Annotated in this window: 16 protein-coding genes; 8 read left to right on the top strand and 8 right to left on the bottom strand. The window is 57.0% G+C overall.

All coding sequences use genetic code 11. The features are described 5' to 3' along the window. The first annotated feature begins 487 nt into the window (after positions 1-487). The 6 genes from gltB (at position 488) to IEW52_RS06805 (ending at position 9,753) form a co-directional block, all read left to right on the top strand. Positions 488-4,945: a glutamate synthase large subunit gene (gene gltB / locus IEW52_RS06830; RefSeq protein WP_188629317.1), complete on the top strand. Its 4,458-nt coding sequence runs from the start codon at positions 488-490 to the stop codon at positions 4,943-4,945. A gap of 12 nt (positions 4,946-4,957) precedes the next feature. After that, a complete protein-coding gene (locus IEW52_RS06825; protein WP_188629316.1) occupies positions 4,958-6,373 on the top strand; it encodes a glutamate synthase small subunit GltD family protein in 1,416 nt (471 codons plus the stop codon). 196 nt (positions 6,374-6,569) lie between these two features. Beyond that, complete coding sequence (gene mtnN, locus IEW52_RS06820; RefSeq protein WP_188629315.1) at positions 6,570-7,268, top strand: 5'-methylthioadenosine/S-adenosylhomocysteine nucleosidase; 699 nt, start codon at positions 6,570-6,572, stop codon at positions 7,266-7,268. Positions 7,269-7,272: 4 nt separating this feature from the next. Next, positions 7,273-8,202: a cobalamin biosynthesis protein gene (locus IEW52_RS06815; protein WP_229667832.1), complete on the top strand. Its 930-nt coding sequence runs from the start codon at positions 7,273-7,275 to the stop codon at positions 8,200-8,202. Next, on the top strand, positions 8,195-9,055 hold the full coding sequence (locus IEW52_RS06810) for a cobalamin-binding protein (RefSeq protein ID WP_229667831.1): 861 nt from the start codon (positions 8,195-8,197) through the stop codon (positions 9,053-9,055). Before IEW52_RS06815 ends, IEW52_RS06810 begins: the two co-directional genes overlap by 8 nt. Before the next feature lie 68 nt (positions 9,056-9,123). Beyond that, the gene (locus tag IEW52_RS06805) at positions 9,124-9,753 is read left to right on the top strand and encodes a trimeric intracellular cation channel family protein (RefSeq protein WP_188629314.1); all 630 of its coding nucleotides are present in this window, start codon (positions 9,124-9,126) and stop codon (positions 9,751-9,753) included. Positions 9,754-9,988: 235 nt separating this feature from the next. Here IEW52_RS06805 and tyrS read toward each other — a convergent pair whose 3' ends face one another. Further along, positions 9,989-11,185 carry a tyrosine--tRNA ligase gene (tyrS, locus tag IEW52_RS06800; protein WP_188629313.1) on the bottom strand — a complete coding sequence of 399 codons (1,197 nt, stop codon included), beginning with the start codon at positions 11,183-11,185 and terminating at the stop codon, positions 9,989-9,991. Positions 11,186-11,440: 255 nt separating this feature from the next. Between tyrS and IEW52_RS06795 the strand changes: the two genes are divergently transcribed. Next, positions 11,441-12,643, top strand: coding sequence for a peptidoglycan DD-metalloendopeptidase family protein (locus IEW52_RS06795; protein WP_229667830.1), 1,203 nt, complete (start codon positions 11,441-11,443; stop codon positions 12,641-12,643). 70 nt (positions 12,644-12,713) lie between these two features. On the opposite strand, the gene IEW52_RS06790 is transcribed toward IEW52_RS06795, so the two are convergent. The 4 genes from IEW52_RS06790 to IEW52_RS06775 are packed head-to-tail and all read right to left on the bottom strand — an operon-like array spanning position 12,714 to position 14,520. Beyond that, positions 12,714-13,145, bottom strand: a complete 432-nt coding sequence (locus IEW52_RS06790; RefSeq protein ID WP_188629311.1) for an HIT domain-containing protein — start codon at positions 13,143-13,145, stop codon at positions 12,714-12,716. Next, complete coding sequence (locus IEW52_RS06785) at positions 13,142-13,465, bottom strand: glutaredoxin family protein (protein ID WP_188629310.1); 324 nt, start codon at positions 13,463-13,465, stop codon at positions 13,142-13,144. Before IEW52_RS06785 ends, IEW52_RS06790 begins: the two co-directional genes overlap by 4 nt. A gap of 19 nt (positions 13,466-13,484) precedes the next feature. Beyond that, positions 13,485-13,829 carry an iron-sulfur cluster insertion protein ErpA gene (gene erpA, locus IEW52_RS06780; RefSeq protein WP_188629309.1) on the bottom strand — a complete coding sequence of 115 codons (345 nt, stop codon included), beginning with the start codon at positions 13,827-13,829 and terminating at the stop codon, positions 13,485-13,487. Positions 13,830-13,884: 55 nt separating this feature from the next. Then, positions 13,885-14,520, bottom strand: coding sequence for a DUF6776 family protein (locus tag IEW52_RS06775; RefSeq protein ID WP_188629308.1), 636 nt, complete (start codon positions 14,518-14,520; stop codon positions 13,885-13,887). A 170-nt stretch (positions 14,521-14,690) separates the two neighbouring features. Between IEW52_RS06775 and hemL the strand changes: the two genes are divergently transcribed. Further along, positions 14,691-15,977 carry a glutamate-1-semialdehyde 2,1-aminomutase gene (gene hemL / locus IEW52_RS06770; protein WP_188629307.1) on the top strand — a complete coding sequence of 429 codons (1,287 nt, stop codon included), beginning with the start codon at positions 14,691-14,693 and terminating at the stop codon, positions 15,975-15,977. Here hemL and IEW52_RS06765 read toward each other — a convergent pair. The 3 genes from IEW52_RS06765 to hrpB form a co-directional block, all read right to left on the bottom strand. After that, entirely contained in the window at positions 15,974-16,411 is a 438-nt protein-coding gene (locus IEW52_RS06765) for a VOC family protein (RefSeq protein ID WP_188629306.1), read from the bottom strand. The genes hemL and IEW52_RS06765 overlap by 4 nt on opposite strands. 244 nt (positions 16,412-16,655) lie before the next feature. Continuing rightward, positions 16,656-18,989: a penicillin-binding protein 1B gene (gene mrcB / locus IEW52_RS06760; RefSeq protein WP_188629305.1), complete on the bottom strand. Its 2,334-nt coding sequence runs from the start codon at positions 18,987-18,989 to the stop codon at positions 16,656-16,658. 2 nt (positions 18,990-18,991) lie between these two features. Next, positions 18,992-21,424, bottom strand: a complete 2,433-nt coding sequence (gene hrpB / locus IEW52_RS06755) for an ATP-dependent helicase HrpB (RefSeq protein WP_188629304.1) — start codon at positions 21,422-21,424, stop codon at positions 18,992-18,994. Positions 21,425-21,507 lie beyond the last annotated feature (83 nt).

The following is a 21,507-nucleotide window of genomic DNA, read 5'->3' as shown; positions in this document are numbered from 1 at the left end:
AATCGCAAGTAATTTTACCTCAAACGAATTACGTCTCATTTAATTATTATTGTGAAACCTGTATTAAAAATCGAAAAAAGTGATTATTTATGCCTTAAAGGCACGGGATATTCATCTTTACTGGGACATACTGGCAATCGGCTGACCATGAAAAGTGCGAGCAAGATCAAACAAAGACCGCACACCGTTGTAATAAAACAACATAACACCTCAACCTTTACATTGTTCCAGCATTAGCGAAAGTGCAACATAAAGACCTACCCACCCCACTTAAAGTAAGATTTATTGCCAACAAGCAAGGTTTTTCGTTGATATGTACTTCTTGATACGAGGATACAAGAAGGTTTACGGGGGCATATCTTTCATTGACCTCATAAAAAAATCCCTATATTTTGGTAAATTAGTTACCAATGAAAACGGAAGCAGCCAAACCTGTCGAGAGAGATCCTTAGTCACTCGACCAGAGTTTTAGCCATGGAGGAATGCAATGTCTCTTTACGACCCCGCGCTTGAGAAGGATAACTGTGGTTTTGGTCTCATCGCTCATATAGAAGGTGATGCCAGCCACAAACTGGTCCGACTCGCTATTTCGGCTCTCGACCGCATGCAGCACAGGGGCGGCATTGCCGCCGATGGCAAAACCGGTGACGGTTGCGGCCTGTTAATGCAAAAACCCGATAGCTTCTTTCGCGCCGTAGCCCAGGACAAGGGCTGGCTGCTGGGCCGTAAATATGCGGTCGGCATGATGTTCCTCAACCCGGATCCGGTGCTGGCCGAGCAATGTCGGCGCATCGTCAACGAAGAGCTGGAAAAAGAAACGCTCACTCTGGTCGGCTGGCGGGAAGTACCGGTTAACACTCAGGTGCTGGGCGACATCGCCAAGGCCTCCCTGCCCCGTATCGAGCAGGTATTCATTAACGCCCCCGCGGGCTGGGTAGAAAATGATATCGAGCGTCGCCTCTATATAGTGCGGCGGCGTATCGAAAAGCGCATCAACGACGAGTACTTCTATGTGGTCAGCCTGTCCAACCTGGTGATGACCTACAAGGGCCTGTGCATGCCCGCCGATTTGCCGCGTTTTTATCTGGATCTGGCAGACATTCGCCTGCAGTCGGCCATCTGTGTATTCCACCAGCGCTTTTCCACCAATACCCAGCCCCGCTGGCCCCTGGCCCAGCCGTTCCGCTTTCTGGCCCATAACGGCGAAATCAACACCATAGGGGGCAACCGTCGCTGGGCTCAGGCCCGCGCCTACAAGTTTGGTTCGCCTTTGCTGCCGGATCTGAAAGACGCCGCCCCTTTCGTGAATACCGACGGCTCCGACTCCTCCAGCCTGGATAATATGCTGGAGTTGTTTTTGGCCGGTGGCATGGACCTGTTCCGTGCCATGCGCCTGCTGATCCCGCCCGCCTGGCAGAAAAATCCGGCCATGGACGAAGACCTGCGCGCCTTCTATGACTTCAACTCCATGCACATGGAGCCCTGGGATGGCCCCGCCGGCATAGTGATGTCCGACGGCCGCTACGCCGCCTGTGCCCTGGACCGTAACGGTCTGCGCCCGGCGCGCTTCGTGCGCACCAAGGACGGTTTTATCACCCTGGCTTCCGAAATCGGTATCTGGGACTACACGCCTGACGAAGTGCTTGAAAAAGGCCGAGTGGGCCCCGGTGAATTGTTTGTGGTCGATACCGCCAAAGGCAAAATCTGGACCAGCTTCGAGATCGACGACGATCTCAAGTGTCGCCACCCTTATAAGGAGTGGATGACCAAGCACAAGCGTCGTCTGACCCGCTTCGAAGACCTGCCCGACGATCAGGCCGGCAAGTCCGAACTGGACGCCAAGACCCTGCGCACCTATCAGAAGCTGTTCGGCTACTCCATGGAAGAGCTGGAGCAGGTGATCCGGGTGATGGGCGAGAACGGCCAGGAAGCGGTTGGCTCCATGGGTGACGACGCCCCCATGGCGGTGCTGTCCAGCAAGTCCCGTTCCGTTTATGACTACTTTCGCCAGATGTTTGCCCAGGTGACCAACCCACCCATCGACCCGCTGCGCGAAAATCACGTCATGTCGCTGGCCACCCTGATTGGCCGCGAGCAGAACGTCTTCAACGAGACCCATGGCCATGCTCACCGGGTACAGTTTGAATCACCCATTTTGCTGTATTCCGACTTTCATCAGCTGATGAGCCTGGAGCAGACCCACCACAAACATACGGTGCTGGACCTGAACTTCGAGCCACAAGAAGGCCTGCAGGCTGCCATCGAGCGGCTGTGTGCCCAGGCCAAGACGGCCGTCGAGACCGGTACCGTACTGCTGGTGCTGAGCGACCGTCATATCAGCAAAGACAAGCTTCCCATTCCGGCCGCCATGGCCGCCGGTGCCGTACAGCGTACCCTGGTCGAACATAACCTGCGCTGCGACTCCAACATCATAGTGGAAACCGCCAGCACCCGGGATCCGCACCAGTTTGCGGTGCTGCTCGGCTTCGGCGTGACCGCCATCTATCCCTATCTGGCCTATGAAACCCTGGGTCGCATGGTGGAAGACGGCGTGCTCAAAATGCCGCTGCGCGAGGCGCTGCTCAACTTCCGCAACAGCATCAACAAGGGACTGTACAAGGTGATGTCCAAGATGGGCATCAGCACCATAGCGTCCTACCGCTGCTCGCAGCTGTTTGAAGCCATCGGCCTGCATCAGGAGGTGATCGATCTGTGCTTCAAGGGCGTTTCCAGCCGGGTACAGGGTGCCTCTTTCGAGGACTTTCAGCAGGATTTGTTCAACCTGAGCCGGGTCGCCTGGATTGCTCGCAAGCCCCTCAATCAGGGTGGCCTGCTCAAGTATGTACACGATGGCGAGTACCACAGCTATAACCCGGATGTGGTCACCAGCCTGCAAACCGCGGTGCGCTCCGGCAACTACCAGGATTATCAGGTCTATTCCAGACTGGTGAACGAGCGCCCGGCCGCCATGCTGCGCGACTTGCTCGCCCTCAAACCGGACGGCGCGCCCATACCGCTGGAGCAGGTAGAGCCGGCCAGTGAACTCTTCCCTCGCTTCGACAGTGCCGCCATGTCCATCGGCGCCCTGGGCCCCGAAGCCCACGAGTCGCTGGCCATCGCCATGAACCGCCTGGGTGGCAAGAGCAACTCCGGCGAGGGTGGTGAAGACGCTCGTCGCTTCAATAGTTTGAAGAACTCCAAAATCAAGCAGGTGGCTTCCGGGCGCTTCGGGGTCACGCCACATTACCTGATGAATGCCGAAGTCATTCAAATCAAGGTGGCCCAGGGTGCCAAGCCCGGCGAAGGCGGCCAGCTGCCCGGCCACAAGGTGACGGCGGAAATCGCCAAGTTGCGCTATGCGGTACCCGGCGTGACCCTGATTTCACCGCCGCCGCACCACGATATTTATTCCATCGAGGATTTGGCCCAGCTGATTTTCGACATCAAGCAGATTAACCCCAGCTGTCTGGTGTCGGTCAAACTGGTGTCCGAGCCCGGCGTAGGTACCATAGCCACCGGCGTGGCCAAGGCCTATGCGGATCTGATCACCATCTCGGGTTACGATGGCGGCACCGGTGCCAGCCCGCTGTCTTCGGTCAAGTACGCCGGTTCCCCCTGGGAGCTGGGGCTGGCCGAAACCCAGCAGGCGCTGGTGGCCAACGGGCTGCGCCACAAGATACGACTGCAGGTGGACGGCGGCCTGAAAACCGGCCTGGACATCGTCAAGGCGGCCATTCTGGGTGCCGAGAGCTTCGGCTTTGGTACCGGCCCCATGGTAGCGCTGGGCTGCAAGTATCTGCGCATCTGTCACCTGAATAACTGCGCCACCGGCGTGGCCACCCAGGATGAAACACTGCGCCGCGACCACTTCCTTGGCCTGCCCGAGATGGTAGAGAACTACTTCAAGTTCATCGCCGAAGAAACCCGCGAGCTGATGGCGCAACTGGGCGTGACCCAACTCACCGATTTGATTGGCCGCACCGATCTGCTGGAAATACTGCCAGGCCTGACGGCCAAGCAGCAGAAACTGGACTTGTCCGGCATCGTTGCCAAGCCCGAGCCCAAGCCGGGGCTGGGTGTGTTCTGCCAGACCGGCAACCCTAACGTCGACAAGGGCGATCTTAATCTGAAGATCACCCAGGATGCCCTGAGCGCGGTGGAAACCAGCGGCGGTGGCGACTTCTATTACTCGATTCGCAATACCGACCGCTCGGTGGGCGCACGCCTGTCTGGTGAAATCGCACTGCGTCACGGTAACCAGGGCATGGCGGCGGATCCTATTCGTATCCACCTGGATGGCACCGCCGGCCAGAGCTTCGGAGTCTGGAACGCCGGTGGTCTGGAGATGATCCTGACCGGTGATGCCAACGACTATGTGGGCAAGGGCATGACCGGTGGCAAGCTGGTGATCAAGTCCCACGTTGGCGTAGCCTTTGCCTCGCACGAAGCCACTCTGGTGGGTAACACCTGCCTCTACGGCGCCACGGGTGGCTACCTGTACGTGGCGGGCCGCGCCGGTGAACGATTCGCGGTACGTAACTCGGGCACCATCGCCGTGGTAGAAGGCGTGGGCGACAACGGTTGCGAATACATGACCAGCGGCATAGTGACCGTGCTGGGCAGCACCGGCGTCAACTTTGCCGCAGGCATGACTGGCGGCTTTGCCTATGTGCTGGATGAAGCGAACGACTTCGAGCTGAAAACCAACTTCGAGCTGGTGGAATTACTGACGCTGGACGACCTGATGATCCACCAGGAACATCTGCGTGGCATTATCACCCAGCATTTACAAGAGACCGGCAGTCAACGCGCCCAGCAGATTTTGGCCAATTTCGGCCAGTACCTGCCCAAGTTCAAGTTGGTCAAACCCAAATCCAGTGATGTGACTTCTTTGTTAGGTCATCAGAGCCGTTCCACCGCAGAGCTGCGGGTTCACGCGCAGTAAAGGAAGATTGTGATGAGTCAGAACGTATTTCAGTTTATAGATGTACAACGGGTCGATCCGGCCAAGAAGCCGATCAGCACCCGTAAAATCGAGTTTGTGGAAATCTACGAGCCCTTTTCCGACAATCAGGTCGAAATGCAGGCCGACCGTTGTCTGGACTGTGGCAATCCTTACTGCGAGTGGAAGTGTCCGGTACACAACTACATCCCCAACTGGCTGAAGCTGGCCAACGAGGGCCGTATTTTCGAGGCCGCTGACTTGTGCCACCAGACCAACAGCCTGCCCGAGGTCTGTGGCCGGGTATGTCCCCAGGACAGATTGTGTGAAGGCGCCTGTACCCTGAACGACGAGTTTGGTGCCGTGACCATAGGTAATATCGAAAAATACATTACCGACAAGGCGTTCGAAATGGGCTGGCGCCCGGACATGTCCCATGTGGTACCCACCCATCGCAAGGTGGCCGTCATAGGTGCCGGCCCTGCTGGCCTGGCCTGTGCCGACGTGCTGGCGCGTAACGGCGTCACCCCGGTGGTATTTGACCGTTATCCGGAAATAGGTGGCTTGCTGACCTTCGGCATTCCCTCCTTCAAGCTGGAAAAATCGGTGATGAGCAATCGCCGGGCCATTTTTTCCGACATGGGCATCGAATTCCGTCTTAATACCGAGGTGGGCAAAGACGTCAGCTTTAAATCGCTGCTTGACGATTACGATGCGGTGTTTCTGGCGGTCGGTACCTATAAATATATGCGCGGCGGCTTGAACAACGAAGATGCCGAAGGCGTTTATGATGCGCTGCCGTTTTTGATCTCCAACGCCAATCGGGTACTGGGCTTCGAAAAACAGGCTTCCGATTACATCGACATGGCCGGCAAGAAGGTGGTGGTGCTGGGTGGTGGCGATACCGCCATGGACTGTGTGCGCACCTCCATTCGCCAGGGCGCCGATAACGTGGTCTGTGCCTATCGCCGCGACGAAGCCAACATGCCCGGCTCTCGCCGGGAAGTGCAAAACGCCCGGGAAGAAGGGGTGAACTTCATGTTCAACCTGCAACCCATCGGCGTGCAGGTTGATGCCAACGGCAAGGTCAGCGGCGTCGAGGTGGTGTCCACCCAGCTGGGTGAGCCCGATGCCAATGGCCGTCGTCGCCCCGAGCCCATCGCCGGTTCCGAGCAGGTGCTGCCTGCCGATGTGGTGATCATGGCGTTCGGTTTTCAGCCTCACGAGCAACCTTGGCTGAAGGAGTTTGATATCGAGGCCGATCAATGGGGTCGCATTGTCGCTCCCGAGCAGGCCGAGTTCGCCTTTCAGACCAGCAACGCCAAAATCTTCGCCGGCGGCGACGCGGTTCGGGGTTCGGATCTGGTGGTGACTGCGATTGCCGAAGGCCGCAAGGCCGCCGAAGGCATCATGGATTATATCGGGGTATAAACGCCCCTCTCCCTACAATGTCAGGCCGCTTATCGAGCGGCCTTTTTTGTGGCTGATACCGCCAACCTCTCTGCGTCACAACTCTCGCGGCGCAATAAAAACGCGTTTAACTCGAACGAAACCTGACCGCGAAAGATCAACAACCCCCAGGATAGTGATAAACTCGGCCATTATTTTCGTTGCGAGAGAAACCCTTATGACTATCGGCATTATTGGCGCCATGGAGCAGGAAGTAGCCGTACTTCGTGCCAAACTGGAAAACACCCAAACCATTACCGTGGCCGGCTGCGAATTCTATCAGGGCACCTTGTCGGGTAAAGAGGTAGTGATTACGCGCTCGGGCATTGGCAAGGTCGCCGCCAGCATTGCCACCACACTGCTGCTGGAGCGTTTTTCACCCAAGGCCGTGATTAATACCGGTTCGGCGGGTGGTTTCGATCCGGCGCTGCACGTGGGTGATGTGGTGATTTCCAGCGAAGTGCGCTTTCATGACGTGGACGTGACCGCCTTCGGCTACGAAATAGGCCAGATGGCCCAGCAACCCGCGGCCTTTGTGGCGGATGCCGAGCTGATTACCCTGGCGCAGACGTGTCTGGCCGAACAAGCTGAGATTCATTCTGCAGTGGGCCTGATTTGTACCGGTGATCAGTTTATGCACCGCGACGACCAGCTACAAAAAGCCGTGACTCATTTCCCGTTGATGAAAGCCTGCGAAATGGAAGCCGGAGCCGTTGGCCAGGTGTGCCATCAGTTTAAGGTGCCGTTTGTAGTGGTACGCGCGCTGTCTGATATCGCCGGCAAGGAACAGGCCGAATCTTTTGAGGCCTTCCTGGACGTCGCCGCCAAACATTCCAGTGCCATGGTGCTGGACATGATCGCACGCATGCCAGACTGATCTCGTGGATTATCTGTCGCTGCTGGAGCAGCCCGTCTCTTTACTCAGTATCGCCATACTGCTGAGCCTGTTGCTGCCCGCCACCCGTGTGCAGCAGCTGCTGACACAGGGTTTATTGCTGCTGGGCTGTCGCCTGAATGGCGATCATTACAGCGCCCGTTATCTCGGGCTGGCAGGAGCCGCCGCTTTGCTGTGCTTGCTGTTGCCCCTGGCGGCGACCTACTGGGCATTGACCGTGCTGTCGCCCTGGCCGGCTTTACTGGAGCCGTTATTGCTGTGGTGTTGTTTGGACCTGGGGCGGCTTAGCCGCGCCTTGCCGATATGTCTGCAACAGAGTGATCAACAAAAACCGCTGGCGCGGCTAACCCTAACGCCCTTGTGCTTGCGCCAAACCGATCCGCTGTCGCCACTAGGCTTGTATAAAGCCATGGCAGAAATGACGGTGCTCCGTTTGGCTGCCGATATGGCGCTGTTATGCTGGTATCTGTTTGCCGGTATTTATGCCGCCCTGCTGTTTGCACTGCTGCGCTATACCGTGCAAGCCTGGCCTTTCAAGCTGATACAGTGGCGCGCCTTCGGCCTGCTCCCCTCATGGTTATATCGCGCCATGGCCTGGCTGCCCTTCCAGCTATTGGCACTCACCCTGCTGATTTATCCAGGATCAATACGCGCCATTAAAGCCTGGCCACAGGGCAGATTATGGGCCTATCCGGCCAGCGGTCGCCTGCTGGCGGTAGCCGGTGCCAGTGTTGATGCCGGGTTGGGCGGACCACGCCGTTATACAGATGCCACCGATTATTATCCCAAACTGGGCAGCAAGAATTACCTGAATGATATTTCTACCCGTGCCCTGTTGCGGCGGCTGGTGATGGCCTTGTTATTCTGGTTATCGCTGGCCTGGGCCTTCACCCTGGTACCCTTGTTCAATGGTTAACTCCCTTATGGTGCAATATTTCCGCCGCCGGTTACTGGTGACGCTACTCTCGCTGTGGCTGCTCACCAGCCAGGTACAGGCACAAGACACACCCACCGCAAGAGCTGAGCGCGTGATCAGCCTGGCTCCTCATATTACCGAAATGCTGTTTGCGATTGGCGCCGGTGAACAGGTGATTGCCGTTGATAATGCCAGCGATTATCCCGCTGCCGCTCAACGCTTGCCCAGGGTCGCCAATTATCGTTCCCTCAATATGGAGCAGCTGCTGGCCTTGCAGCCGGATTTGGTGGTGGCCTGGGGCAATGCCCAGCAGCAGATGGTGCAACCGCTGGAACAGCTGGGAATTCGCGTTTTTTATTCCGCTCCGTCAACCTTTGCCGAACTTGGCGACGAACTGAAACAACTCGGCAAGCAAACCGGCCATGAACTCCAGGCCAATCGCGTTGCCGCAGCGTATCAGCAGCAACTGGCGCAACTGCGTGATGATTATCAAGGCAGATCTGCGGTGACGGTATTTTATCAAATTGCCAGCATCCCGCTGATGTCCGCCAATAACAGTACCTGGATGGGCCAGGCCGTTGAGCTGTGCGGTGGCGTCAATATCATGGCCGACAGCCCAGCCCCTTATCCGCAAGTAAATGCCGAACAGGTATTGGCACAAAACCCGCAAGCCATAGTAGCGGCAACCGCGGAAGAGCTGGCTCATTGGCAGCAATGGCCGGCAATGGAGGCCGTGGCACAAGATCACCTGGTGACCATAGATGCCGATCTTTTGCACCGTTTCACGCCGCGTTCGCCGGATGGTATTCGTCAGCTATGTCAGCAGCTGGATAAAGTCCGAGTCGCATACTAAGTACAAATTGTGTTCATTCGGGGGCCTCTATACAATGACGCCCTTTTTTTAAGATAAGGTGAAAGTTAATGCAGCCCTTGATTGAGTCTGTGTTTTACTGGAGTGATTTGTTCGGTACGGCTGTGTTTGCTTTTTCTGGGGTGCTGGTCGCCGGCAGACTGCGGATGGACGGCTTTGGCGTGATCGTGCTGGCGGCGGTGACCGCCATTGGCGGCGGCACCATACGCGACTTGATCATCGGTGCCAACACCGTATTCTGGACTGCCGATTCCCTGTATCTGTGGGTGATTCTGGCCACTGCCATGCTTGGACAATATATTGCCAAGCTGCCACGCCGACTGCCCTGGTATATTCTGCCGCTGGCCGATGCGTTCGGCCTGGCCATTTTTACCATTATCGGAACCGAAAAAGCGTTGAATCATGGCACCTCCGGCATGGTCGCCGTGGTGATGGGGGTGATTACCGGCGTGGCCGGTGGCATGATCCGCGATGTGCTGGCCCGTGAAGTACCCATGGTGTTGCAGCGAGAAATCTACGCTACCGCCTGCATTCTGGGGGGGGTGTTATACACCCTCTCCCTGGAACTGGGTATCACGCCCCTGCTGGCCACCTTGTTTGGCATGCTCGGCACCTTTGTGCTGCGGGTAGCCGCCATCCGCTGGCACTTGTCATTACCGGCGTTTTCACTGAACCGCTGACACCGAATTACCCACAGGCGGTGCCAACATACGACGCCCGAATATCAAGGAGGGTAAAGAGCTCTGCTCCAACGACCTTCTGTTTCAGGGACGAAACAGAGAGCGTACAAGGATGTATTGATAGCGAGTCGGTGGAGCGGACCCTTTGCCCGACCGCTTGGGTGAACGAACGACGTTACCAGAAAACAAAAAGGCCTCTAACGAGGCCTTTTTTCATGCTTAATAGCAGTCAGCGTCAGGCAATGGTAACCCGGGCGAACTTGCGCTTGCCAACCTGATAGACGGCTTCACCGGCGGGTACTACCAGCTTGCCGTCTTCCAGCTTGTCGCCGTTTATCTTGACCGCACCCTGCTTGATCATGCGCAGCGCTTCGGAGGTTGACCCTACCAGACCCGCTTCTTTCAGCAGATTGGCAATGGCCATGCCTTCACCACCGGCGTTCAGGGTAACTTCCGGCAGATCGTCGGGAATGGCATTTTTCTGAAAGCGCTGCACAAAGTCCTGATGCGCCTGCTCGGCAGCCGCTTCATTGTGATAACGGCTGATGATCTCCTTGGCCAGCAAGATCTTGGTATCACGAGGATTGGCCCCCTCGGCAACCTGCTGTTTCAGTTCGGCCAGCTCTTCGAGGCTGCGGCGAGACAGCAGCTCGAAGTAACGCCACATCAGCTCATCGGACAACGACATGATCTTGCCGAACATCTCGCCCGGCGCTTCGTCGACACCAATGTAGTTATTGGCGGACTTGGACATTTTCTTCACCCCGTCCAGCCCTTCCAGCAACGGCATGGTCAATACCACTTGTGCCGGCTGGCCCGCGTCTTTTTGCAGTTCACGGCCCATCAGCAGGTTGAACTTCTGATCGGTACCGCCCAGCTCGATATCGGCCTTCAGCGCGACCGAGTCGTAGCCCTGCAGCAAGGGATACATGAATTCGTGAATGGCAATCGACTGGCCGGAGCCATAACGCTTCTTGAAGTCGTCCCGTTCCAGCATGCGGGCCACGGTCAGCTTGGAGGCCAGCTTGATCATGCCGGTGGCACCCAGCTCGCCCAGCCAGCTGGAGTTATAGACAATTTGCGTTTTGTCTGCGTCCAGCACCTTGAAGGCCTGCTCGGCATAGGTTTTGGCGTTATCGGCTACCTGTTCCGGGGTCAAAGGCGGACGAGTGCTGTTCTTGCCGCTGGGATCGCCCACCTGGGCGGTAAAATCACCAATCAGCAGCAATACATCGTGGCCCAGGTCCTGAAACTGGCGCAACTTGTTCAGGATCACGGTATGACCAAGGTGAATATCAGGGGCTGTTGGATCCATGCCCAACTTGACCCGCAACGGGCGATCCAGTTTTAACTTGGCGATCAGCTCTTCTTCGACCAATATTTCTTCAACACCGCGTTTAATTTCCGCTAATGCCGTTTCTAGCTGGGACATGACCACTCTACTCCTGTGCTGTGCACCTAAATAGCTGTTCTGAATGCACGCTGCTATTCGAAACGGCTATGTAGACAAACCAAACAAAATAAGGCGAGCATATTACTGGAATGGCGGATAAATTGGAAAGAATGTAAAATCGTCGGCACATTCAAGGAAGAGTATTGGCTCCTCATGATTAATCATTTCAAGTTATTGCCTCGCAAACACAAAGTGGCAATTTCCCTGCTGAGTGTCATGGTAGGGATGCTGTTTATGGCTCCGTCAGAAACTGTACTGGCCAGTCGCTCGCAACCGGCAACGAGTCTGAGTCTGGGTGAACGCCAGTCCCTGGAACTGGCCCTGGACGATATGCCCATCGCCAAAGAACAGCCTGCGCTCAGTGATCGCATCGTCAGCATTCGTAACGGCGATACGCTGTCGGCCATTTTTGCCCGCAACGGCCTTCCTTCCAGCCTGTTGCACGAGATCGATCAGCTGGGCAAGTCGGCCGAAGAGCTGCAAAAAATATACCCCGGCAAGCAGATCACCTTTTCTTTTACCCACTCAGGCGAATTTGCCGGTTTACGCTATCCGCTGGACGCCGCCCGCACCCTTGAGATTCGCAGTACCGCACAAGGGTTGAAAAGCCAGGTATTGAGCGCCGAACTGGAGCACAGAACCCAGTTTGCCCAGGCAACCGTCAGCTCCAATTTCTGGAATGCCGGGGTCAGTGCCGGATTAACACCGAATCAGATCATGAATCTGGCCGGCATGTTTGCCTGGGATCTGGACTTTGGCCTCGATATTCACGCCAACGACAGCTTCACCGTGCTCTATGAGCAGCGTTATAAAGACGGCATCAAGGTCGATACCGGGCATATTCTGGCCGCCGAGTTTATTAATCAGGGCAAGGTCTACAAAGCCGTACGCCATAGCGATGGCAACTATTACTCGCCTGAAGGCCGAGCCATGCGCAAAAGCTTCTTGCGGGCACCGGTCAACTTTTCCCATATCAGCTCCAACTTCAACCCTCGCCGCCTCCATCCGGTGACCGGGCAAGTACGCCCGCACCGTGGCATAGACTATGCCGCGCGCACCGGCACCCCGGTGCTGGCGGCGGGCGGTGGTGTGGTAGTGGAGTCGGGATTTAGCCGCTTTAATGGCAACTATGTGGTGATCCGCCACGACGGCACCTACCTCACCAAGTATCTGCACTTGCACCAGCGGATGGTGAATAAAGGGGAAAAGGTAAAACAGGAACAACAAATCGGTACCGTGGGCGCCACAGGTCGGGTGACCGGGCCACATTTACATTACGAGTTTCTGGTTAACGGCGTGCACAAAGATCCGAAAAGCGTCGATTTGCCCCAGGCGGCGTTTTTATCGCCCAACGAGCTGGCCCAATTCAAGCCCAGGGCCAACAAGCTGATGGCACAACTGAACAAGGTCAGTGACATTATGCTGGCGAAAAATTAACTGACAACGCAGAGGGGACACTTGAGGTCACGCCCGCATCTGCAGGCCTGGTTTTATTACATTTAAAGCCTCAGTCACTGACGGCAGTAAATCCGTCAATGGCACTCAGGCGCTGCCGCCACAGGGCAACTTCATCACCTAGCTGAGCATAGGCTTGTGCCGGTAGTTTGCCCCAGACAGGAGCAGGCCAGGCGGCATCGGTGGTGAACCGCGCAATATGATGCAGATGCAGCTGAGGCACCATGTTGCCCAGAGCCGCCACATTGATTTTATCGGCTGCCAGCTCGGTTTCCATCAATTGCGCCACAGCACAGGACTCATGCATCAGCTGCTGTTGTTGTTCCACGCTCAGCCAATGTATTTCGCGAATGCCGGCCTGCCTGGGCACCAGGATCAACCAGGGGTACTGGCTGTCTTTAGCCAGCAGCACCAGGCTCAATGGTAACTCGCCCAACAAGACAGTGTCGCTGGCCAGCTGGGGGTGTAACTGAAACTTGCTCACCGCAACGCCTCGGCGTGTTGGCGCAGATAAGCAATAATATCCGCAGACTCATACAGCCAGAAATATTGTCCCGGCTCCTGCTCTATGCGCAGGCAAGGCACCATACGCTGACCACCGCCGGCCATTAACGCCTGCAAGTGCTCGGGCTGGTTGGTATCGCACTCGGCAATGGCCAGATCCAGCTCGTTAATCACTCCTTTCACCCGGTCACAGTAGGGGCACCAGGCTCTTTGATACAAGGCCAGCTTGTGCTGGGAATCCACCACGGGAGCGGGAGATTGCTCGCCTTCGGCACCTTTCATCCAGTCAAATAAAGACATACACCGCCTTATTCGTTAATTACACGCTAAAAGAAGAACCACAACCACAGGTGCTGGTCGCATTGGGGTTGGTCACCAGAAAACGGGAGCCTTCCAGACCATCGATATAATCGACGGTGCCGCCAATCAGATACTGCAGGCTCATGCTGTCGACCACCATGATCACCCCGTTCTTTTCAATCACGGTATCGCCGTCATTGGTTTTCTCGTCAAAGGTAAAACCATACTGAAAACCGGAACAGCCGCCGCCGGTAATGTAGACCCGCAGGCGCAGCTCTGGGTTTTCTTCTTCGCTGATCAAGGCCTGAATCTTGTTGGCTGCCGCATCGCTCATCTGGATCGGCAAAGGAATTGCATCGCTCATCACTACCTCTTGGTTTAGTTATCGAGCAAAATTATCTAATACCCGAGTAAACAGTTCAAGTATTGTCCGAAACCGGCCAGTTGAGGCTTAAGGTTCGAGAAGCCTTGTTATTCAATGTTAGCTGTAATTCCAGGGTCTGAGCCTGGCTATCGGCGGGCAAGCGCAGTTGCCCCGAGAGGACCTGAAAGTGCCGAAAATCCAGGGTCACCGGCGCCACACCCAGCATCTCGTCGGTGAGTATCACGGGTTGGCCAGCTTGCAACGCCCGCACCTTCAGCCGTGCCTGCCCGGTAATTCGGTGGCTAAGCTGGGTGGGTTGCAGCAGCACCAGACGATAGGCAAACAGACCGGGCTCGGCCAGGGGAATAATATCTTCCTGCGCCAGCAGCAACTCGGCCCCACCATCCGGTGCCAGCACCTGGCGATATAGCGCCAGTTGCTGGGCCTGCTCGGCCAGTTGTCGCGCCTGCTGCTCCAACTGCGCAATCTGGCTACTCTCGGCACTCAGCAGCGTTTGCAAGTCGATGCGTTGCGTCAGTAACTCTTGCTGATAACGCTCGGCCTGCAGCCGGTGTTGCTCCAGTAATCGAGTCTGCTCGTGATAACCCAGCCCCAGGTAGCCGCTAGCCACCAGCAACAGGATACTGATTATCGATAATACCATTAAACGGCGGTCGAACGGCGACGTCATAATAAACTCCGGTTAGCCATGGCGGCGAATTGTGCCAAAGCCATCCGTTGTGCGCCAGCAACATTCCTCCTTCGCAACAAAGCCAGCATTCAAGCTCGGTCTGGTTTTTGCTATAGTCTGGCCACCTTGGCAGCACAGGCTGCCACTGACCCAATTTAAAGGATGCTCACATGTCCAAGTCTGACGATTTATTTACCCAGGCCCGCCGCGTTATTCCCGGTGGCGTCAACTCTCCGGTACGCGCCTTTAATGGGGTGGGTGGTACGCCGCGCTTTATCGAGCGCGCCGATGGAGCTTATATTTTTGATGCCGATGGCCAGTCTTATGTCGATTACATTGGCTCCTGGGGCCCGATGATCCTGGGCCATAATGCCAAGGTAGTGCGCGACGCCGTGATTGAAGCGGTCGATCGTGGCTTGAGTTTTGGCGCCCCAACTGGGGTAGAAGTGACCATGGCCGAAAAGGTGAATCAGCTGGTGCCGTCCATGGAACAGGTGCGTATGGTCAACTCGGGCACCGAAGCCACCATGAGCGCCATTCGCCTGGCTCGTGGTTTTACTCACCGTGACAAAATTCTTAAGTTTGAAGGCTGCTACCACGGCCATGCCGATTGCCTGCTGGTGAAAGCCGGCTCAGGGGCACTGACTCTGGGTCAGCCCAACTCCCCGGGTGTGCCGGCCGATTTTGCCAAGCATACCCTGACCGCCACCTTCAACGATCTGGAGTCGGTAAAAGCCGCCTTTGCCGCCGCACCCGATGAGATTGCCTGCATCATAGTCGAGCCCATTGCCGGCAACATGAACTGCATTCCACCGGCCCCCGGTTTTCTGGAAGGGCTGCGTGCCATCTGCGATCAATACGGCGCCCTGCTGATTTTTGATGAAGTGATGTGTGGTTTCCGTGTGGCATTGGGCGGCGCCCAGCAACGTTTTGGTGTAACGCCGGATTTGACCACCCTTGGTAAAATCATCGGTGGCGGCATGCCGGTCGGTGCCTTTGGTGGCCGTCGCGATGTGATGGAGCATCTGGCCCCTACCGGTCCGGTTTACCAGGCAGGTACCTTGTCGGGCAACCCGGTGGCGATGGCTGCGGGTCTGGCCACGCTGAACGCCATTAGCGAGCCTGGCGTACACGACCAGCTGGAGCAAAGCACCAAGGCGCTGGTCGATGGCCTGCAGGCGGCAGCCGACAAACACGGCATTCCGTTTACCACCACGCAGGTGGGTGCCATGTTCGGCTTTTTCTTTACCGATGAAAAAGACATCAGCAGCTATGCGCAGGTGACGCGCTGTGATCTGGATGCGTTCAAGCGCTTCTTCCATCTGATGCTGGATCAGGGTGTTTACCTGGCTCCGAGTGCCTTCGAAGCCGGCTTTATGTCACTGGCACACGGTGAAAAAGAAATTGCCCACACCTTGGCCGCCGCCGACCAGGCGTTCGCCACCATGAAAGGCTAACCCGCCGATTCGGGCCGCTGTATCTCCACCAGCGGCTCTTCAAGCAGCTCCACGCTGTTACCATCGGGATCGACAATAAATACGTAGCGCGAGCAGGTTTGCCCACTCACAACCGATGGTTTCTCTGCCAAGATGCCGGCACCGTGCAAGGCGCTCAGTGCTTCATCCAAATCACTGACCTGCAAGGCAAAGTGCCTTAATCCCAGACGCAACCCGCTGGCCCAGGGCGGTAAAGCCGTCAATTCCTCGGTTTCATCCTGCGGGCGAAAGCAGTACAGCTCCAGCAATGCCTGGCCCAACCGTAAATGACAAATTTGTAACTGAGCTGCCTCGTCCTGCCAGCGATACACGGATTCAAATCCCAGTCCTTTGTAAAAGCGTTCCGAAACCGATAAATCGCGCACACTCAAGGTGACATGGTGAAAAGAAAACATCAGCAGTTCCTCCATTTCCATACTATTGAGCATATACGAAATACGTCACCTTCAGCGGTCGGCTTTAAACCGCCAGCTAAAGATAACGACTAGTGCCAAGCGCAGAACGATAAAAAGATCTTCAAAAGCAATGACTCCCACAAGCATCGAAGCATAAAAAAACAGGCACCCCGACGTTCGTCAGGATGCCTGTTTTGGGTTGCCAGCCGGGCCTCTGTTACCTGGCACTCGGCATTGCGGTCAATTATCGAGCAAAGTTAAAGATATCCTTTAACCAGTCGCCGATCTGCTCACCGGCGGCGGGGAGCGAAGGCGTACTGGGCTGACATTCCCGGATGCTCGTCATACCCGAAGACTTGGCTGGCAGCAAACGGGTTTGTTCACAACGCGGGTCGGCAGGCATGCCGTCGCTGTAGGCAAAGTTCACCTGTTCGATGCCCGCAGGCGCATTCAGCTCCAAAGAGTCGACACCACGGCTATCCAGATAACGGCTATACACCCGCAGGGCACCGCTGGCGCCGGTCAGGCCGGTCACACCATTGTCGTCACGGCCAACCCAGACGCTGGCCAGCTCTTCGTTGTCCAGGCCTGCGTACCAGGCATCGCGCAAATCGTTGGTGGTACCGGTTTTCCCCGCCATTACCCGGTTGGGAAAACGCGCCGCCAGATGGGCGGCCGTCCCGCCCCCCACCACCCGAGTCATGGCATACAACGCCAGATAACCCGCATCGGGATCCAGTACCTGGGTCGCCTTGGCATTATGCTGATACAGCAGCTCGCCCTGGTCGTCCTGAATGGCACGAATCGAGGTCAGTGGCTGGTAAAGCCCCTGGTTGGCCAGGGTCAAATAGAGCTGATTTACTTCCAGTGGCGTCAGCTCCAGGGTTCCCAGCATCAAGGACGGATAGGCCGGAATAGGCTGTTTCACCCCCATGCGCTTGAGACCTTCGATTACCTTGTCCAGCCCCACCGCCATGCCCAGGTTTACGGTCGGCACGTTCAGGGACTTGGCCAGGGCATCTACCAGCATGACCTGGCCACGAAACTTGCGATCGTAGTTATTGGGTCGCCACACCTGGCCACCGGCACTGCGCAGGCTGATGGGTTCATCCTTGATGGCACTGCCCAGGGTAAAGCCACTGGCCAGGGCTTCGGCATATACCGGCGGCTTGATCAGCGAGCCAATGGGGCGACGGGCCGCCAGGGCGCGGTTAAACCCGGCAAAACTGGGGTCGGCACCACCAACCACGGCACTGACCTCGCCCTTGCGCCAGTTGGTCACCACCATGGCCGCTTCCAGATCAGATTTTTTGGTGTTGGCTCTCAGCTGTTTGACCTGCTCTATGATCGCCTGCTCGGCGCTGTGCTGGGCAATGGGGTCCAGGCTACTGAAAATCTTGAGGCCATTCTGGCGCAGAAATTCGCCACCAAAGCGCTCTTGCAGCTCCTGGCGCAACAGGCCCATAAAGGCCGGCGTGCGGCCGTAGCCCATTCGCCCCCGCTCAATCAACTGCAAAGGCGCATTGCTGGATCGCTCGTAGGTTTCACGATCGATATGGCCATCGTTGGCCAGCAGGCGCAGCACCAGATCGCGTCGGTCACGGGCACGCTCGCTGTTACGCCAAGGGTCGTAATAAGAAGGTCCCTTCACCAGTGCCACCATAAGGGCCATCTGATCCGGGGTCAGCTCGTTCAGGGGCAAGCCGAAATAGAAATAACTGGCCAGCCCAAAACCATAGACTCCCTGCCCCCCGTTCTGCCCCAGGTAGACTTCGTTGAGGTAGGCTTCCAGAATCTCGTCTTTTTCGTAACGAAAATCGATGATCAGTGCCATGTAGGCTTCCTGGACCTTACGCCACAGGCTGCGGTCCTGGGTCAAAAAGAAGTTTTTTGCCAGCTGCTGAGTCAGGGTGCTCCCCCCCTGTACGGTGCGCCCGGCTTTGATATTGACCACCAGGGCACGCAGTATCGCCAGTGGCGATACACCGTCGTGCTCGTAAAAGTCTCTGTCTTCTACGGTGATCAGTGCGGTTTTAAGCAGTTCGGGTACCTGATCCAGACGCACCAGCAAACGATCTTCGCGTTTTTCCACGTTCAGTCTATCCAGCAGCACCGGATCCATGCGCGCATAGCCCAGCTCCCGGCCATTGCTCGGATTCTGCATACGCTGCAGCCGCTGCCCGGAAAAAGTCAGCAAGATCTGACGCGCCGGCTCGGCACCATCGGAGAAGTTAAAACTACGACGGTGGATTTCGATACGATTATTGGTCGCCGAATACTCGCCCGGGCGACTGGGGCTGGCGACCTTGCGATAATTCAGCAACTGCAGCTCACGCAACATTTGCCCATGGGAAAGCTTCTGGTCAGGAAACAGCTCCAGTGGCCGACTGTATACCAGCGCCGGCAGGGCCCATTTCTGGCCTTCAAAGCGTTCTCTTACCTGACTGTCCAGGTAGATACCAAAAATGCCCATCAACACGGCAAATACCAGTGATAACTTAAGCAGCAGGCCCCACCATTTGCGGGGCGACTTCACGGGCTTTCTCTTCGGTTTTCTGGTTCGGGTCTGTTTTGCCATAATCAGTGCTTTATATGCCTCTTGGTGTGCCGGGTTGGCGCCGTGGTGGCTGGGCTGTCAGGCCAATGGTGCTTAGGATAGCGCCCCCGCATTTCTTTTTTTACATCTTGATAAGAGCCCGCCCAAAACGCGGCCAGATCTCGGGTAATTTGTAGTGGCCGTCGCGCCGGCGATAACAGCTCCAGGACCAGTGATACTCGACCGCGAGCCAGCTCGGGTCCGGTGGCCTGACCAAACATTTCCTGCAGGCGCACCGGCAATACCGGATCGTCGTCGATGCGATAGCGAATTCGCGCGCGACTGCCAGTGGCCAGAGTCACTGTGCTGGGTAGCAGGGTATCCAGCAATTGTTGCTGTGACCAGTCCAGTCGGCTTTTTAAAATATCGCTCCAGTTCAGCTTGGCCAACTCGTCCCAGCGCCCCAGCCCCGTCAGATAAGGCAGCAACCACAGCTCCGCCTGCTCCAGCCAGTCATTTTCGTCACAGGGCGCAAAGCCGTTGTCGGCCAGTTTTTGACCGGCCAGCTGCAAACGAAGCCAGTATTGCTGGGCATTTTCATCCAGCGGCAAGGCCGACCAGCCCCTTCGCTTTACTTCTGCCAACAGGCAAGAGGCTTTTTGCTCCGGGCTGATATTCTGCAAGGGCGCGCGCTGCAACACCAGCTGGCCAAAACACCATTGCCGCTCGGCCCGTACTCGATTGGCATCGTTATCCCAGTGCAATTGCTCACGGTCGCTAAAGCGTTCCGGCACATATTCCTGTAGTTGCTCCAGGATCACCGGCTCTGCCGCCTGAATAAACACACCCTGTTCGTTACGCCCAAGGGCGGCAACCGCTAGCATGGCTTTCCCCTGCAAGGGACTAGCCTGGGGCAGATCGGCACTCAGGCCTCCCGCCAGGCCATAACGGCTCTGCTGACGCAGTAAGCCTATCCAGTCGGGCCGGGCATTGGCCAGTAACGGCCCGCAATAATGCCCCGCAGGGCGGCTTTCCGCTTCGTTCAAACGGGTGAACCAGCGCCGCGCCGCCGTTGCCAGCTGGCGCTGTCGAGCCAGAATCTGCCCCGATAGGGGCCCCGAGTCCCATCGTCCCTCTTCCAGCAGGGCAACCAGGTACACAGCATCGGCCAGCGCCCCCCGACGGCCTTGTTGTTGCCAGTCTTGCGCACTCAGCAACAACTGCCCCAACCAGGGCTCGCAGCCCAATTTCCATACCCTACGCCCCAGGGGCGTCAGCTGTGCACCCGCCAGCAAACCCAGCTCGTTCAGCTGATGGCGCGCCGCCGCCAATAACGGGCCCGGGGGCCGGGTCAGCAGCGGAAGCTGCTCTGGCTCGGCCCCCCAGGCGGCACACTCCAGCACAAAACCGGCCAGGTCACTTTGTTCGATTTCTGCAGGCCGCCGGGGAGACAATCGTTCTTGCTGCTCCTGGCTCCAGAGCCGTACACAGGATCCTGGTTGCAAACGCCCGGCCCGGCCGGCGCGTTGGGTGGCCGATGCCTGGCCTATTTGCCGGCTATGCAACCGGGTAATGCCAGACTGGGGTTCAAATTCGGCGCGTCGCTCCAGCCCCGAGTCCACCACTATGCTGATGCCATCTATGGTCAGTGAGGTTTCCGCCACATTGGTGGCCAGTACCACCTTGCGCCGCCCGGTGGCAGCGGGCGCTATGGCGGCTTGCTGCTCGGCGAGAGATAAACGGCCATACAAGGGTCTGAGTTCCACCTCGGCATCGGTTTTATTGGCCAGCCAGTTCAGGGTCGCCTTTATTTCTCGCTCGCCGGGCAAAAACGCCAGCACACTGCCGGAGTACTGATCCAGCGCCGTTAACATGGCTCTCCCCATGGCTTCATCCAACCGACTGTGCTGATTGCGGGGCTGATAACTGACCGCTACCGGATAACTGCGCCCGGCACTGCTGATGTTGACCGCCTCTGGCAGCAGCCTGTCCAGCGCCAGCCCTTCCAGTGTGGCCGACATGATGATGATTTTTAAATCTTCACGCAGTGCCTGGCATTCGAGGGCAAAGGCCAGCGCCAGATCCGCCTGCAGACTGCGTTCGTGAAACTCGTCAAAGATCAGTAAATCGATACCGCCCAGCTCGGGATCTGCCTGCAGCATGCGGGTGAGCACCCCTTCGGTGACCACTTCCAGTCGCGTGTGCTTGCCAACGCGATTTTCACCGCGCATGCGATAGCCAATTTGCTCGCCGGGTTGCTCTCCCAGCTGGCTCGCCAGATATTGCGCTATGCTGCGTGCCGCCAGCCTCCGGGGCTCCAACATGATAATACGACCGCCAATCTCGCTTTGCTTTAATAGCCACAGCGGCAACCAGGTAGATTTACCCGCCCCCGGCGGCGCTTCAATAATGATCTGGGAGGCCGACAGCGCCGCCTGCAATTGCGGCAACACCTCGACGATAGGAAGCTGATTCACATGATTACCCGACTGGTCGAAAACGGCTATATTGTGCCAAAAGCCTCGGCAAAGGACTATGGGCCTGACATTACCGTCATTGT

This window comes from Oceanisphaera marina (assembly GCF_014643915.1).
Lineage (GTDB): Bacteria > Pseudomonadota > Gammaproteobacteria > Enterobacterales > Aeromonadaceae > Oceanimonas > Oceanimonas marina.
The sequence above is the reverse complement of the archived record's forward strand: the minus strand, read 5'-3'. Positions and strand labels throughout refer to the sequence as shown.